This is a genomic window from Aminobacter sp. 01T433, from assembly GCF_056398585.1.
Genome location: NZ_JBFTPR010000005.1, coordinates 1 through 16,036 on the forward strand (window position 1 = coordinate 1; position 16,036 = coordinate 16,036).

General features: G+C 61.6%; 13 protein-coding genes. 6 read left to right on the plus strand and 7 right to left on the minus strand.

The window, feature by feature from the left end:
- Positions 1–537 precede the first annotated feature (537 nt).
- On the plus strand, positions 538–2,505 hold the full coding sequence (locus AC1DLV_RS09240; RefSeq protein WP_476803628.1) for a M23 family metallopeptidase: 1,968 nt from the start codon (positions 538–540) through the stop codon (positions 2,503–2,505).
- A 2-nt stretch (positions 2,506–2,507) separates the two neighbouring features.
- Here AC1DLV_RS09240 and AC1DLV_RS09245 read toward each other — a convergent pair whose 3' ends face one another.
- Both AC1DLV_RS09245 and AC1DLV_RS09250 read right to left on the minus strand, forming a co-directional pair.
- The gene (locus AC1DLV_RS09245; protein WP_476803626.1) at positions 2,508–3,257 is read right to left on the minus strand and encodes a diguanylate cyclase domain-containing protein; all 750 of its coding nucleotides are present in this window, start codon (positions 3,255–3,257) and stop codon (positions 2,508–2,510) included.
- A gap of 154 nt (positions 3,258–3,411) precedes the next feature.
- The gene (locus AC1DLV_RS09250) at positions 3,412–4,953 is read right to left on the minus strand and encodes an MFS transporter (RefSeq protein ID WP_476803627.1); all 1,542 of its coding nucleotides are present in this window, start codon (positions 4,951–4,953) and stop codon (positions 3,412–3,414) included.
- A 488-nt stretch (positions 4,954–5,441) separates the two neighbouring features.
- Between AC1DLV_RS09250 and AC1DLV_RS09255 the strand changes: the two genes are divergently transcribed.
- The 4 genes from AC1DLV_RS09255 (at position 5,442) to AC1DLV_RS09270 (ending at position 9,824) form a co-directional block, all read left to right on the plus strand.
- Entirely contained in the window at positions 5,442–6,632 is a 1,191-nt protein-coding gene (locus AC1DLV_RS09255) for a DUF937 domain-containing protein (protein ID WP_476799258.1), read from the plus strand.
- 383 nt (positions 6,633–7,015) lie between these two features.
- The gene (locus AC1DLV_RS09260) at positions 7,016–8,389 is read left to right on the plus strand and encodes a cation diffusion facilitator family transporter (protein WP_476799259.1); all 1,374 of its coding nucleotides are present in this window, start codon (positions 7,016–7,018) and stop codon (positions 8,387–8,389) included.
- A gap of 138 nt (positions 8,390–8,527) precedes the next feature.
- Positions 8,528–9,091, plus strand: a complete 564-nt coding sequence (locus AC1DLV_RS09265) for a hypothetical protein (RefSeq protein ID WP_476799260.1) — start codon at positions 8,528–8,530, stop codon at positions 9,089–9,091.
- Between the two features lie 205 nt (positions 9,092–9,296).
- Positions 9,297–9,824, plus strand: a complete 528-nt coding sequence (locus tag AC1DLV_RS09270) for a DedA family protein (RefSeq protein ID WP_476799261.1) — start codon at positions 9,297–9,299, stop codon at positions 9,822–9,824.
- Here the strand turns inward: AC1DLV_RS09270 and AC1DLV_RS09275 are convergent.
- The 4 genes from AC1DLV_RS09275 to AC1DLV_RS09290 all read right to left on the minus strand — a co-directional run bounded on the left by AC1DLV_RS09275 (position 9,799) and on the right by AC1DLV_RS09290 (position 13,815).
- Positions 9,799–11,142 carry a hemolysin family protein gene (locus AC1DLV_RS09275; RefSeq protein ID WP_476799262.1) on the minus strand — a complete coding sequence of 448 codons (1,344 nt, stop codon included), beginning with the start codon at positions 11,140–11,142 and terminating at the stop codon, positions 9,799–9,801. The two genes, AC1DLV_RS09270 and AC1DLV_RS09275, sit on opposite strands and share 26 nt — an antisense overlap.
- A gap of 115 nt (positions 11,143–11,257) precedes the next feature.
- On the minus strand, positions 11,258–12,490 hold the full coding sequence (locus tag AC1DLV_RS09280) for an HlyD family secretion protein (RefSeq protein ID WP_476799263.1): 1,233 nt from the start codon (positions 12,488–12,490) through the stop codon (positions 11,258–11,260).
- A 3-nt stretch (positions 12,491–12,493) separates the two neighbouring features.
- Positions 12,494–12,973, minus strand: coding sequence for a hypothetical protein (locus AC1DLV_RS09285; RefSeq protein ID WP_476799542.1), 480 nt, complete (start codon positions 12,971–12,973; stop codon positions 12,494–12,496).
- Between the two features lie 668 nt (positions 12,974–13,641).
- Entirely contained in the window at positions 13,642–13,815 is a 174-nt protein-coding gene (locus AC1DLV_RS09290; protein ID WP_476799264.1) for a hypothetical protein, read from the minus strand.
- Between the two features lie 158 nt (positions 13,816–13,973).
- On the opposite strand from AC1DLV_RS09290, the gene AC1DLV_RS09295 reads away from it, so the two are divergent.
- Positions 13,974–14,279: a hypothetical protein gene (locus AC1DLV_RS09295; protein WP_109578304.1), complete on the plus strand. Its 306-nt coding sequence runs from the start codon at positions 13,974–13,976 to the stop codon at positions 14,277–14,279.
- 340 nt (positions 14,280–14,619) lie between these two features.
- On the opposite strand, the gene AC1DLV_RS09300 is transcribed toward AC1DLV_RS09295, so the two are convergent.
- A complete protein-coding gene (locus AC1DLV_RS09300; RefSeq protein ID WP_476799265.1) occupies positions 14,620–16,011 on the minus strand; it encodes a L,D-transpeptidase family protein in 1,392 nt (463 codons plus the stop codon).
- Positions 16,012–16,036: the final 25 nt, after the last annotated feature.

The following is a 16,036-nucleotide window of genomic DNA, read 5'->3' on the forward strand; positions in this document are numbered from 1 at the left end:
CTGCGGAAGCAAAAGTTAAACAAATCAAAACCCGCCCAAATCCAACCACCGCCACAGCCCAACCCACCCAACCCATTCAATCTCAACGCGAAAACCAAGGCGGCAATGGCTCGTCAGACGCGAAATGACACCAAAACAAACGGAATCGGACGAACAAAGCCGGGCGGCCACGCCCGAAATCGACCGGCAAAAATGATTCAGGGCCGATTCACGCGGGCGCTCTGGCCAGCTGACTGCGGACACCAAACAGGCTCCATCCGTGCGCCGCTATATGTAAGAAGAGTGCCCGGCAGCTTTCCGCTTTCTCTTATCGCATGGACAAAGGCCCATGCTGCTCACGAAGCCCTATTCCCGCCCCAATACGCGCAGATGTCTCGAAGCGGCCTTGGCGCGGAATGAGTCTGTACGCGCACCCTATATATAGAGAGGGGCAGGCTGACGGATCGCGGTTCGTTGACTTGGAGCGCCATGACAGGCAAATGTCTTGGCAACTAAAAGCAAGCGGGCGCAAAGCGTCGGGGATATTTACCGTACTTGATGCAGGATACGGACCAGACCATAGCCGAGCTCGGCAATGAGCCGCCGCTTATCGCGGATGGCCGCGCCGGTCCCCCGGACCGTCGCGAGGTCTCGGCACGTTGGCTGTCAGGCACTTTCCTCACCGGCGTAACGTCCTCCGTCTTGATGGGCGTGGCACTTTTTGCTGCCCTCGACGGACGCGAGCAGCTTGCGACCCCACCTGAGATCGCCGAACTCGCAACGCTTGCCGCTGGCGGCGACGCCGGCCAGAAGGCCAAGACCACGCGCCTTGCGCCGCTGCGCCAGATCGCCAAGGCCAAGGACCGACGGCGCATGGAAGTGTCGATGGTCACCAAGCAAGGTGACCGCGACGTGATCCGCACCATGCCTTTCGTGCAGATCAAGATGGCGCTGGCAGCAAGCCATCCCACCACACGTAGCTACCCCGCTTTCGATCCCCTGACGGTCTTTGCTGAAGATGGCCCCGCTCAGCCGGCGGCACCCGCGGCTGCGACCGGCCAGATCTACGGCGTCAAGGTCGAGAGCGAGATGAGCCTCAAGACCGTCGACTTCCCAGTTGAGACCGCAACCTTTGACGAGACCTCGGCCCTTTCCGCCAATGAGGTCGAAAAGGTGGTGCGCGACGCCGGCGGCGACCTCACCGAAGGCGACATCCAGGTCGCGTCCTTGCACTATATCGACCCGCAGCGTTTCGGCGACGCCTTCGCCGACCAGACGCTCGCCGGTTCCTATGGCATCAAGATCGTGCCGGAGAATGTCTCGGTCTCGTCCCGCGCCGACGTCGATCCAGAAACACTTTCTTATGCCGAAGACATCATCGCCTTCGAAAAAGACCGCAAGATCGTCGATGCGCTGGCTGACTCAGGCTATGCCGGCGAGGACGCCCAAGGCATGGCGAAAGCAATCTCGCGCCTGCTCAACGCCACGGCACTCAAAGCCGGCACCGTGCTGCGCATCGGCCTCGAGGTTCGCGGCGATGTCGGCAAGATCGTGCGCACCAGCGTCTACGACCGCGCCCAGCATATCCTGACCATCGCGCTCGACGACCGAAACCAGTTCGTACCGGGCGACGAGCCGGAGCCGAACCCGGAGATCGCCACCGCCTTCGATGACACGCCAAGGGTGTCGACGTCGCGTGGTGCGTTGCCCACGGTCTATGACGGCATCTATCGGGCGGCCTATTCCTACGGCATGTCGCAGGACATGACCAAGAAGCTGGTCAGGCTTTTGAGTTCCGACGTCGACTTCCAGTCGCGCCTCAATCCGTCCGACCGCATCGAGGTGTTCTTCTCCCAGCCCGACGGCGACGACAAGGCATCAGACGATTCCGAGCTGCTTTATGTCTCGGCGAATTTCGGCGGCAACACCCGCAACTTCTACCGTTTCCAGATGGACGACGGCGCGGTCGACTATTTCGACGAGGACGGCCGCAGCGCGCGTCAGTTCCTGCTGCGCAACCCATTGCCCAATGGCAGGTTCCGCTCCGGCTTCGGCGGCCGCAAGCACCCGATCCTCGGCTATGTCAAAATGCACACCGGTGTCGATTGGGCAGCCCCCACCGGCACGCCGATCATCGCGTCGGGCAATGGCATCGTCGAAAAGGCTGGCTGGGCCGGCGGCTACGGCAAGCAGACGATCATCCGCCATACCAATGGCTACGAGACATCCTACAATCACCAGAGCCGCATCGCAGGTGAGGTCGTTCCGGGCGCCCGCGTCCGCCAGGGCCAGGTCATCGGCTATGTCGGCACCACCGGCCTATCGACCGGCGCGCATCTGCATTACGAGCTGATCGTCAATGGCACCAAGGTCGACCCGATGCGTGTGCGCCTGCCCACCGGGCGTGCGTTGACTGGCGACGAACTGACGGCCTTCAAGCGCGAGCGCGAGCGCATCGACGATCTGCTCAAGGACGAAAACAAAGACGCACTCAAGGTCGCGAGCACCGCAAAGACCAGCGGCTAAGCTCAGCTCGCGACGCTTGCGATGCCGTCACTTGCCAGTGCGTCGTATTTGGCCCGCTTGGCGATGTACATGGCCCGGTCCGCAGCCGCGATCAGGGCTTCTGGATCGCCCCCGTCGTCGGGGAAGACCGCGATGCCGATCGTGGCGCCCACAATCAGCTGCAGCGAATCCGCTTCGATGGGCTTGGCGATGTCGCGCTGGAGCCGCTGGCTCAGGAACAGCAGCGCTTCGGGATTGCTGACATCATGCAGCACCACGCCGAACTCGTCGCCACCGAGCCGGGCAACAGTCGCCCCTTTCGGCGCCGCAGTTGCGATCCGCTGCGCCACCTCGACCAGCACCGCGTCGCCAGCGGCATGGCCGTGCCTGTCGTTGACCGGCTTGAACCCGTCCAGGTCGATATAGATCACGGCACAACCGGAAGGCGAGCCGCTGGATCGGCCGATCGAGGCGTGGATTTCCTCGCGGAAGCGGCGGCGATTGGCAAGGCCAGTGAGCGGGTCATGGCGGGCGGTATCATGAGCAAGGCGTTCGGCTGCCTCGCGCCGCGCGATCTCACGCGAGAGCTGCCGGGTGCGAATGCCGAGCATGACAAGGGCAACGATACCGGCACAAAGCAGCAGCGACAGCAATTCGTCCAGCTGCCAGTCTTCATAGGTGCGCGTTGCCTGATAGAGCTGCTCGAAAAGGTTGACCTGAGTGTCTATCGCAAACAGCACGACACATAGCAGCAGCCAGATTCCGTAGGGCATGTATCCTCGCCAGATAGCGGTTCGCCACGACGTGGCCTCGCCCAGGCCCTGGTGCCTACGCTTGTCGATTGCCGACATGATTTCCGCCTTTTTCGAAACCAAAGACATGCCTCCAAAGCCTTAACAAGGTGCTAGCGCAGCTCATACAATTGCATCAATCGGCAACTGTCTGAACAGTTGTCCCGGGCTTTTCGGCGACCCTCTTCCATGACGGCTGGGTGAACCAGGCAACCACTGCCGCAACAAAACACATTGCGGCCGAAATGGCGGCAATCACTGAAAAGGCACTGTTGGTCGCCGATACCCTGAGCGCCTCGGCGGCGGCATCGAGCGGTGACGCGACAAAGGCGCCGAACTCCGCACCGGGTGCGGCCGTTCCCAAAACCTTGGCGAAGACGACGCCGGCGACGGCACCGAGCGAAGCGACCGCCATCAGGCCGGCGGCGCGCGCAAGCGCGTTGTTGATGCCCGAGGCAAGCCCTGTGTCTTCTTCTGGCGTCGCCCGCATCACTGCCGCCGAAACCGGCGAAACCACGATCGCCATGCCTAGCCCCTTGAGCAGCAGGATCGGGAAAGTCACTTGCCACAGCATCATCAGCGGCATGGTGAGCGCGAGGCCCACATAAGAGATGCCGACGATCGCAGCGCCTATGGTCAGTGGCCAGCGCGGCCCGATCGCGTCGGACAGCCTGCCCGAATAGCTCGACAGGCCGGCGATGAACAACGACAGCGGCAAGAACAGCAGGCTCGCCTCCCATTCCTTGACGCCCCAGCCTGAGACGACGGTCATCGGCAGGAAAAATAGCACCGCGTTGAAGGCGAAAAACAGGATCAGCGTGTAGAGGTTGGCGCCGGCGAAGGCACGCGAGGCAAACAGCCCAAGCTTGACCATCGGTGCGCGCGCGCGCTTTTCCCAAGCAATGAAGCCGACGAAGATTACGCTGCCAAGCGCGATCCAGCCCCATGGCGAGACGGCCCTTGCCTCAACAGGCAGGCCGAAAGCTGTCAGCCCCCAGGCCATCAGGCCGAGGCCGGCGGTCGCAAGGGCCGCCCCTGCGATGTCGAGCTTGCGCTTGGCGGACGGCCGGTCGCGCGGCACCTTGGCAAAGATCATGGCGAGGGCGACAAGCCCGATCGGCACGTTGATGGCGAAGATCAGCCGCCACATCCATTCGGCGCCGAAAGACAGCACCATGCCGCCAACGAACGGTCCCATGGCGGTGGTCAGCGACGAGAATGCCGCCCATTGGCCGATCGCCTTGCCGCGTGTCTCAGTCGGGTAGGCTTTTGCGATGATGGCGAGGCTGCCCGGCACCATCAGTGCCGCACCTATGCCTTGGGCGGCGCGCGTGATGATCAGCATGTCGGCATCGACAGCCAGCGCGCAGGCCGCCGACGTGACCATGAACAGCAAAATGCCGGTGGCGAAGATGTTGCGCACGCCGAAGACATCGCCGGCGGCACCGCCAAGCAGAACAAGCGCCGACAAAAACAGCATGTAGCCATTGCTGATCCACTGGGCGTCGACCAGCGACGCGCCGAGGTCGGCGCGGATGATCGGCATGGCGAGCGACACCACCGTACCGTCGATGAAGCCCATGCTGGATGCAAGGATCGCCGACACCAGCACATAGCGCCGGGCCTCGGGCGGGCAAAAGACGTGGTTGTTGTTTGGCACGGTGTCTGATGTGTCCATGGAGCGAGACTATGTGCGTGAAGGTTGCGCGGGAAGTGACCAAGGGAAATGATTTCGCGGAGCCAGGCGCGGGAAAAGAGCGCGTGCCTGTTCGTCGCCACGCCCCGTTTCCGGTCTGGCCATTGTCATCCTTCGACAGGCTCAGGATGAGGAAAGTTCGGGAAGCGGGGCGCGAGGCCGTGCCTTCCTAGTTTATGTATGTGGCGCGACGTTCGCGCCCCGCTCGGTGTTCTTGCCCCGCTCAGTCGCCTCGGCTTTCACCGCCAGCCGCCGCAAGGCCCGGGCTTGGGGGCTCATCACCTGATACTGCTCGCGGCGCCGCCTACCGCCTTCAATTAGCATGATCTTAAATACAACTGGTGATACGACCGCACGGCTGTTAAACTCGGTGGCTGGACTTAGCCGTCCAATAGCCCGACCACGGCGGTTTCCCGTGCACTCATGATCGCCGAGGTCCCCTACACTCCCAACACAGGAGGAGGACGATCGTGGCAACAAATCTCATCTCGCTCGTAATGCAATCCCTGACACCCGACATGATCAGCAGGATCGCGACTGTTTTTGGCCTGGACGCCAACGCAACGCAGAAGGTCGCCGCGGCAACAGTGCCGGCGCTGTTCGGAGGGTTCGCCAAGGTGGCCGCCACGCCTGATGGTGCGCGAAAACTCTATGATACGGTGTCGCAACAGTCGCCTGGCATCCTGGACAGCTTGAACAGCGTACTCGGCGGATCGGGCCAAAAGACCCTAGAACAAAACGGACTAAACATGGTTTCATCTCTTTTCGGAGGCTCGACCACGCAAACGCTTGCCAGCACGATATCCAGATTTGCCGGCGTCGACCCCGGCGCATCCTCGTCTTTGCTCGGACTTCTCGCCCCCGTGGTTACAGGCGCACTGGCAACGCAGGCCACCGCCGGCAATCTTGATGCATCTGGCCTGGCCCGGATGTTGAGTTCGCAAAAAGCCAACATCCAGGCTGCACTTCCCGCCGGATTTGGCGACCTCCTGAAGGGATCAGGCTTGCTCGGCGATATTGCTGGCGTGGCCGGACAGACCACCCGCGCCGCAAGCCCGGCGCCGCAAACCGCAACCTATGCCCCTCAGCCGGCTTCGCGAGCAGCCGCATCCACAGCATCGTCGATGAACTGGGCATATTGGGCCATCCCGCTTGCCGTCGTTCTGGCCGCCGGATGGTGGATGTTCGGCCATAGAACGACACCGCCCGTCAGGGAACAGGCCGGAACGCAAACCCAGCCGATGGCGGCCTCCCCGGAAACGACAGCATCCGTTGCCCCAGGCGGCCTGGCAGCCAGCGCCATGCAGGCTTTGACAGTACTCAAGGGCGTGCCCGGTGGGACCGACATTGCAAACCAGACCACTTCGGCGCTCGACCTGCTGAACAACTCCTTGAATGGGGTCAGGGATGCCGCGACCGCCGAGACCGCCCTGCCCAAGCTTCAGGATGCGCAGGCGCAATTCGGCAAGATTGGCGGACTTGCCGCGCAGCTGCCGACGGCAGGGCGTGGTGCGCTCGCCACCGTCATCACGGCCTCAATGCCGACGATCAACAAGCATCTCGATCAGGTCCTGTCGATACCTGGCGTCGCAGCGATCCTGCAGCAACCTGTCGACGCGCTGCGCACCAATCTGGAGACCCTGGCCAAGGCTCCGGCTTAAGCCTCAGCACCCGGGTTTACCCTCGGTCGCTGCGTTTGGTTTCGATGACACGCCTTAGCCGGCCGTTGCCGGCGGGGGCAGCTTGTGCCGACCAAATGCCTGGCGCTGCTGCCGCGCGGCCGTTCCTTTCGGCGCGTAAAATGCACACATGCAAATGGCTCTCAACAGCAAGCAATTGTAATTGTTGACTTTTTACAACCTGCGGCTTACTTGGCTGCCTATCGGGGAGTAGCAACCGCCTGCAGGCGGGAGCGCGTCAACATGCTCGCGCAAGCCGCGTGGCGCGCTCGGTCGGTGTTTCACCGGCTCTGCAAGACCGAGGTCGATCAACCTCCAGGCGCACGACAATCGATGTCGCCGCTTGTCCGAAAAAGAGAAATTTCATGCAAAAAGACAAAGAACGGGTGGCGCTCGTTTCGATGCTGTCGAGCGCGTTTCTTGCCCTTTCGAAATTCGCAATCGGCTTTCTGACCGGCAGTATCGGTCTCATTTCGGAAGGCGTTAATTCGTCGTTGGATTTTGTCGCGACGCTTGTCACCTGGTGGGCCGTGCGCGTCAGCAACAAGCCGGCGGATGAAGTTCATCACTACGGCTACGGCAAGATGGAAAGCATGGCCGCCCTGTTCCAGGTCCTGCTGCTGTTTGGCGCTGCCGGCTGGATTGGGTTCGAGGCCATCAAACGCCTTTTCGGTGAACCACACCAGATCGAAGCCGCCCCGATCGCGATTGCGGTGCTGGTGGTGTCGATCATCGTCGATTTTTGGCGTGTCCGGGCGCTGCGCCGGGTCGCGATAGCGACAGGCAGTCCTGCGCTTGAGGCGGACGCCTTGCATTTTTTGGCTGACATGCTCTCCTCAGGTGTCGTCCTGATCGGCATCATTCTCGTCACCCTTGGCTACCTGTCGGCCGACGCCATCGCTGCGTTGATTGTCGCCTGCTTCATCGTCGTGGCTGCGGTCAAGCTTGGTCGCCGCGCCTTCGCATCGCTGGTCGATGCAGCACCGCAGGGCATGGATTCGACGATCCAAGCGGCAGTGAGCAAGGTTCCCGATGTTGTTGCAGTCATTCGCACGCGGGTGCGCATGGCAGGTGCCGCCCCCTTCGTCGAAGTGCTCGTCGCCGTCTCCCGGGCGCTGTCGCCCGAGCGCCTCGCCAGCGTCAAGGCTGACGTCGTCCGCGCCGTGCATGAGGGATTTCCGAACGCCGAAGTGACTGTCGAAACCGAAGCCCGGTCGGTTGACGACGAAAGCATCGAAACGCAGGTTCGCATCATCGCGGCGAACCGGGGCGCGGCCATCCATCGGCTGACCGTGCAGCGTGTCGGCAAGGACCTGTCGATCAGCCTGGACATTGAAGTGGACGCCGAGCTCAGCCTCGACCAGGCCCATGCGGTCGCAAGCGACCTTGAGGCCGCAATCCGCCAGGAAGTCGGCAAAGATACCGAAATAGACACCCATATCGAACCCAAGACGGCCGAATGGCTGGATGGCGGGGCGCCTTCAAACGAGGAGCATCGCGACATCGAGCGCTCCTTGGTCGCGTCCGCGGCGCAGGTAGGGGTTGTAAAAGACGTCCACAATGTTCGCATCCGCGCGACGAGTATTGGGCTGATCGTGAACTTTCATTGCAGGCTTCCGCCTGACATGCCGGTGACGGAGGCGCATGCCGCCGTCGACCAGTTGGAGCGGGAAATCAGGTCCCTGCATCCAAATGTCGGCCGCATCATAGGCCACGCCGAACCGGCGCGGCAGACATAGCCGTCGAAGCGGCGGTTTGGTGGAAGGGGCACCTTTCCAGTATGCGGCTCGGGCATTGTCCTGCATAATCAAGCCATGTGGCACCGTCCGTCGATCCGGATGTCAGGCGCACGCCTTGCAGCAGCGTTGGCGGCCTCGTTGGCGGCGAGCGGGCTCCGCGCATACGCCGGCGACGCAAAGCCCGGAATCTTTCAGGCCGGCGCCTACTCGTTTTCCGACGAACTCGGCGGCTTCCGGATCATTGCCGCTTCGGGAGCCGGAACAGCGGCCGATCCCTTCACGATCACCGAAGAACTTGATACGGCAAACCCGGTCACGCTCACCATACGCGCCATCCGGCCGGTCCAGCCGCCCGGCACTTCCGGCAACTACGCGACCGGTTTCGTCCCGCTGAGGATTGTCGCTCTCAACAACAGCGATCACGCCTGGACGGAATTTGAGTTTGAGCTGCAAAGCATTCTCAATCGGCCAAGCGATTTCGGCGATGGGCTATCGTTCGATCAGGCCCTTCGCCAGACGGACATGATCCGGTCCGACAGTTTCGCTGAGTTCCACCGTGAATTCGAACCATACGACAGATTGCTTTTCCTCAAAGGCAAAGTTGACCCGCGCGAAACGGCTTCGTTTTCGTTCCTGGTGACCAACTTCTCGCCGGCGGCGCTGTTCTATCTTGTCCAGGAGCCGCGGATCCCCTTGTCCTGAAGACGGTCGCATCTCTTCGCTGATGGGGTTCCACTGAGGATCTCGTCACGATCCTGCCACGCTGCCGGTCCTTGTTGTTTCTTGCCCATGTTGAAGGCGACGTTGCGCCTTCCGGAAGCTGGCGAAATCTCAACCCGGTCGTGTCAATTTTTGGCAAGACGTTTATGGTCGCTCACACGCTTGGGCGCGACTTGGAAAGTAATGAATGAACCTTGATGACATAACGCTGGCGATCATCGCCTTCATTCGGGAATACGAGCATTGGGGCGTTCCGCTGGTTTTTGTTTTGGCCTTTGGTGAATCGCTGGCATTCATTTCCCTGTTGCTGCCCGCAACCGTGATCTTGCTGGGTGTCGGCGTCCTCATCGGCGAAAGTGGCATCGCGTTCTGGCCGCTCTGGCTTGCGGCAGCCGCTGGAGCGGCACTGGGAGACTGGCTTTCGTTCTGGATCGGCACGAAGCTGAAGGACAGCGTCGGCAATTACTGGCCGCTTTCGCGCCACCCCGACCTCATCCCGCGCGGTCACAGGTTCTTCGAGCGGTGGGGCGTGGCGGGCGTGTTCTTCGGGCGCTTCTTTGGTCCCTTGCGCGCGTCCGTGCCGCTGGTGGCGGGCATCTGCGAGATGCCCGCTTTGAAGTTTCAGATTGCCAATGTCACCTCGGCCCTGGTGTGGGCGACCGGCATCCTGGCTCCCGGGGCGTTCGGGCTCAAATTGATGAAGGCGGCGATGTGAACGGCCCCCGGCGAGCGAGCAGCTTGTCGATGCGCTTGCCGTCCATGTCGATGATCTCGAAGCGCCAGCCCTCATAGGCAAAGGTTTCACCCGCTTCCGGAAGGTGGCCAAGCTGGAACAGGGCAAAGCCGGCGATCGTGTGAAAATCGCCTTCCGCCGAACCTGATCGGAAGCCCAGGCGCGCAAACGCGTCGTGCGCCAGCATCATGCCGTCGATCAGAAGCGAACCATCCTCGCGCACGACGATGTCTGCTTCTTCTCCTTCCACGCCAGGCAGGTCGCCGGCGATGGCTTCGAGCAGGTCGGTCTGCGTGACGATGCCTTCCAGGCTGCCATATTCGTCGATGACGATAGCCAGGCGCACCGGTGCTTTCTTGAATTGCTCAAGCACGCGGAAGATCGCCGTTCCCTCGTGAACGGTGACTGGCTGGCGGATCACAGCCATAGGATCGAGAGCCTTGCCGTCGAGCACCTGCTCGAGAAGGTCCTTCTTCAAGATCATGCCCAGCGGTTCGTCGACGTCGCCGCGGCCGACAAGAAGCTGCTCGTGGCGGCATTCGCGGATCGTGCGCAGCATCTCCTCGGGACTATCGTCGGCGTCGATCCAATTTACGTCGCGGCGCGGCGTCATGATGTCGGCGATACGCCGGTTGCCGATGTTGAAGACGCGATCAACGACCTCCTGCTGGGCTTGGTGCAACAGTCCCGCCTCCTGGCTCGCCGCAACGAGAAGCTTGAGCTCGTCGGGTGAATGCAGCGACCCCTCCCCCGTCCCCGGACGCAGACCGCAAAGGCGCAGGACGAGATTGCCAAGTCCGTTGAGCCCGATGATTGCCGGACGGAGCAAAAGCAGGAACAGGCCGAGCGGACGCACGACCCAAAGGGCAGTACTTTCGCTGCGTTGAAGGGCAAGGCTCTTGGGCGCGAGTTCACCCAGGACGATGTGCAGCGTGGTGATGATGATGAAGGAAATCGCAACCGCAAAGGCGTGAGAACCTACCGTTGCAAGCGGCCCTGGCAACGCGCTCAACAATGGTTCGATCAAATGGGCGAGTGCGGGTTCGCCGACCCAACCCAGCGCAAGCGACGATATGGTGATACCGAGCTGGGTGGCCGCGAGATTGGCGTCGAGATTGTCGACCGCGCGCTTCAAGGCGGAGGCATTGTGCCTGCCGGCATTGACCAGTTCGGTCACCCGGCTGCGGCGGACGGCTACGAGAGAAAATTCCGCCGCGACAAAAAAACCGTTGGCGGCAACGAGCAGAAGTACGGCCAGTATGCCGAGCAAATCGGACATACTGCCATCGGAACTAGACATGGTCTCCTTTTGGGCGGCAGGCCGCCACGGGCTGTGGATGGGAAACCCACCTATAGCATGGCTTTGTCGTATTGCTACGATTGCGCCCCGGGACGCCTACGATGCCGAGTGCCCGTCAGTGCCCTCCGAAGACCAGAGTCTGCATGGGCAGGAGTATGGCCTGCAAACGAAGGATCATCGCATGGACCAGGCCGACTGTGTCGATGACATGCAGGAACAACCAGCGCGGCGTGCTTATGCTTGGGTCGGCGAGCGCATCGTGATTGTTGGTATAGGCGTTGGCGATGCAGCTGCCTCCAGGCGGCACGCCTTCGAGCTGCCCGGCAAAGAGCGGCTCCAGAAAAACCGTGATCGTTCCTGGTTGCGCCATCTGTTGGACGTCGACAAGCTGATCCGTCGGGCGAACCTGGCCGGCGGCGATGACATCCTGGACCTGGGTCACCACCATTGGAATGATGGTGTAGGGCTTGCCGATGCAGGTGGCCTCGGCGATCATGCCGACCTTCAACACTTGCGCTTCGATCTGCCCGAAGCCTGCGATGAGCGCGACCTTGCCCGCCTCCGCCGGGACGAGGATGCCGGCGGGCCGCAGCAGCGGATTGACGACGTCGCCGGGCCGAAGCGTGAATTGCTGGAGCGTCCCGGCGATGCCGGCACGTATCAAGGTCTTGTCCAGCTCGACCTGCGCCTGTGCCAGCGCGGCTTCGGTGCTCGCCTTCTGGGCCGGCAGAAGCGAAGAGATCTTCGTTTCCAAGGTCAGCTTGTTGGATAGGGCGGAATCAACCGCGCCCTTGCGGCCATCGGCGGCCACCTGCAGACGCTCGATCTCGCGCACGGCGACGACATTTGGATCGCGCCGCCTCAGCTCCGTCCTGGTCTCAAGCTCGTCGAGCGATTGCTGATACGCGCCCTGTGCCTGCGCGATCACGCCGTCCGCCGCCGCCAGCTCGGTTTGCGCCACGGTCGTCTCTGCATCGATCTCGGCGATACGCCGACGCGCCGACTCGCGCGCCGCCTCCTGCTGAGAACTATCAAGCCGAAACAGCGGCTGGCCGGCCTCCACCTTCTGGTTCAAGGTGACGAACACCTCGGCAACGCGGCCGCCGGACTCGGGCAGGACCGAAACCGTGCGGAACACGGCCGTGACATTCGACGTGGAGGGATGAAAGTAGAAGATAAGGGTGATCAGCGAAATCGTCAGGATCAGGCAGGCCGTGATACCCCAGCGCAGCTCGTACCACATGGTGTAGAGCGTGATCTCATGCCTGATCCGCTTGCCCTGAACGTAGCGGCGATAGAGGTAGTCCGGAAAGATCGTGAGCATCGAGCAGAGCATCAACTCAAGCATGGCTCAGTTTCCCTCTTTCGGCGCATGCGCACCACCTGTCGAACCGGCTCGATGGGGATCGTGTTCTAGTGCCGGCCTTTCGGGCGGCTCGACGAATGCCTCAGGGGCACCGACAGGCGCAGAGCCGGTCGCCATTGCCTGCTCGATATCGCGTCTTCCAACTAGCTTTTCGAGAGAGTTGGCAATCGACTGCATCGGCGTGGAGTAATCAGGAAACTCGACCATCGCTAACAGCAGCGCTGCGATCCAGAACAGGTGATTGTGCGTGATAAGGGAAATCAGCGCCAGGACTGCCACAAGTTCCATCTGCACCTTGCTGGTGCGATGCGACATGCGCTCCGGCACAGCATGGAGCTGGAAGTACAGATTGCCGATAGCCAGGACGACCACCAGCAAGAAGACGACCATCACGTTGAAAAGGATATCCGTTTGTCCAGGCGCAGTGATGAAGAACGGCAGATGTTCGATCGCCACCGGATGCATCGGCGGCAGCTCCTGGGCAAAGGCGACGGAGCTGAAGAGCAGGCTGGGTATCCAGAGGACTGCCGCCGGAAGTGCCGAACGCATGAACGATGACATTGTCCTACTGCCTCTCTATGCAAGCCAGGCGCGGCGACCGGCTTCAATTGGAACGCTGCAGTGCTGTGGAAGAAGAGTCATGACGGTCGATATCGAAGCGGCGTGGCGAATTCCCTGTTCAGATGAGCAGTTCGTGCGTTGACGATTGCGTCGACGGCGCGATGCGGCTCCGATTTCGCCAGATTAGGCGCAAATTTTTGATGGAGCCAATAGCGAAATGCAAGCCAGGCTGAAAAACCGCTGAGAATGCAGCTGGAAGCCGCCAGCAACGCGCCAAAAGCTTTGTGGCATGGGCATTCGCCGCCACTTGTCGGTTAGTTGCCGACTGCCATCTGGCCTTGCTCTCATTGTCGTGGAGTTCAGAGGCGCCGGCGCAATGCGCCTAAAGCCGCGAGTGGAGTGGCGCGAGCTTCCATTGGCCCGGCCCGACAGAAATCTCATTTGTGATGAGTCGAGGTTGCGGACCGTAGCCCGCAACCGCGTCAGGTATGGTGCCTCTACCTGGCTGACGCACATGGGGTCGCTGATCGAGAAGGCTACGGCTTGTATGCCACTCGATCGGCGGTGCAAGCCTATCTCGCGACCGATCCGATAACGATAGCGCCCATAACTACGAAAGTGGCGATTACCGCGATCATGGTGATGGTTTGGATAACCCCGATAGTGGCACCTGCCGCTACCACTGCAACCAAGGCAGCTACCACTATCAACGCCAACAGAAGCCTTTTTCGGACGATTTCGATCATGGGACTCAATCCTTTCGCTTTCCCAGTAATCTAACCACTTGCACTTGAAATGCCCATATTGCGCACCTGCGACATGAGGACTGACTTGCAGGGATCGAGCCTCCTTCGGGATCGCATCAGCCCTTCGCGCGTTTGTGTAGCGAATGGGAGCCAGATCAATGAACGTCGCCAACCTGCAGCTCGAAGGCCTGTTGATGGCCATTGCATCGATCAATCATGTGCTTGTCCGCAAGGGCGTGCTGTCGGCCGAGGAAATCGACATCGCCTTGCGCAGGGCCGAAGCGAGCGAAACAGCCGAGGAGCGATCCGACGGCATGTCGTCGTCGAACCGCGACGCCATCAACTTCCCCATCAGACTGCTGGAACTGGCCAACCGCTGCCAGCCCGAAGCGGATATCCCCTCGTTCTCCGCCCTGGCCCGAATGGTGGGCCAGATGAAGGAACCCTACAACGACCAGCTGTGAAGTAGGGCTCCAGGGAGCCGCGTGGACACTCCGCCGGGGAACATCAGAATAACGTGATACAATGTGGGTTGCCCCCGCCATAACGGCTGGTTACGCTCCAACATAATCAGAGAGCGAGAACAACCGGCAAAAAGCGCCCCAACAAAGGCAACTCATGACCGAAATCAGCAAAGCGGCAATCGCCTACTCAGCCCTTATCCTGCTCGCCAACGTGACCTTGGTGTACGCCATCATGGGGCTCGTCACCGAGCCCTGAGCCGATTTCGGCCAGAACAGCCCTGCCCTAGAGCCTGTTCCATTCCGACCGAAGACCGGCACCCCTTTTCGGGACGACGCTGCCCTATTCGATGAACTCGACCGGCACGCCTGCCTTGACGATCTTGGCGAGTTCGCGCGCATCCCAGTTGGTCAGACGCACGCAGCCATGGCTTTCGGTCTTGCCAATCTTGGACGGATCGGGCGTGCCGTGGATGCCGTAGGTCGGCTTGTCCAAGGCGATCCAGACCGAACCGACAGGACCGTTCGGCCCCGGCGGAATGGTCAGGACCTTGTCGTTTTCGCCCTGCTTGAAATTGATCTTCGGGTTGTAGGTGTAGTTGGGATCAAGCGCGATCCGCGACACCGCATGGATGCCCGTCGGCGACGGCGTGTCGCCCGACCCGATCGTCGCCGGATAGGCCGCGACCAGCTGGCCTGCCTCATTGTAGGCGCGGACCTGTTTCAACCCCTTGTCGGCGACGATGCGCGCGACCGGCTTGTTCACCAGCTTGCCGAAATTGGCGACTTTGACGATGGTGCCGGGCCGGTTGAAATTGGCCTCCGGGTTGAGCGCCTTGAGATAGGTCTCGTCCATGTGGAAACGCTCGGCCAGCATTTCGGTGACCGAGGTGAAGGCCATGCGCTCAAGCATCGCCTTTTCGCTATAGTCGGTGGGAATCGACGCAACGTACGGTCCGGCCGCGTCTTCCGGCGTGATCGTGTAGGAGCCGAATGCGTCGCCGCCGGTCTCAAGCAGCGCCTGCTTGATACCAGCAGCGTCAGTCGATTTGAGGCTGGTGCCCGTCATTTCATTATAGGCTGCGAGCGCCTTGTCGACATTGGAGCCGAAGCGTCCGTCGATGACACCAGGCGAAGCTCCGGCACGATCAAGCAGGATCTGCAGGCCAGCGACGTCCTCGCGGCCCTTCACGCCGATGGACGGCTCGATGGACGCGCCGCCCCCCGATCGCATCGGGTTTTCGGGAAGCGCCAGCTGGTCGTCGGGATTGGGCAACGGCTCGCGCTCGACAAGCTGCTGGCCCGGCGCCTCGGGAAAGGCGTTGGGATCATTGTTGTAATAATCGTCGCCGCCGCCAAAGGGCTCCGAAGGCATGGCAGGCGCATCGTCGGAGTAACCGCCGTTCTGCACCGGGCCGAGCAACTCGTCGCCCTGGCGATAATCCTGTTGCAGCTGCTGGCGGCGCAGTTCGCGGCGCAGCGCCTGGCGATTGTATTGGGTCTCCGGCGGCTGCACGGCGATGACCTTGCCGGTATAGGGATCGACAAGCACGCGGTTACCCCGGCCATCGTAGAATATCTCGACGTCGGTGTCCTGCGCCAGGCGGATCGCCTGCGGCTCTGACGCCACGCGGCGCGGCTCGAAGCGCCCTTCAACAGGTGCAACCGCAGCCATGGCCTGAAGCACCGACAGCCCGGTCGCCACGGCAGAAAGCACAATAATCTTGCGCAGCATGGTCCCCAAATCTCTCCGAATCTCG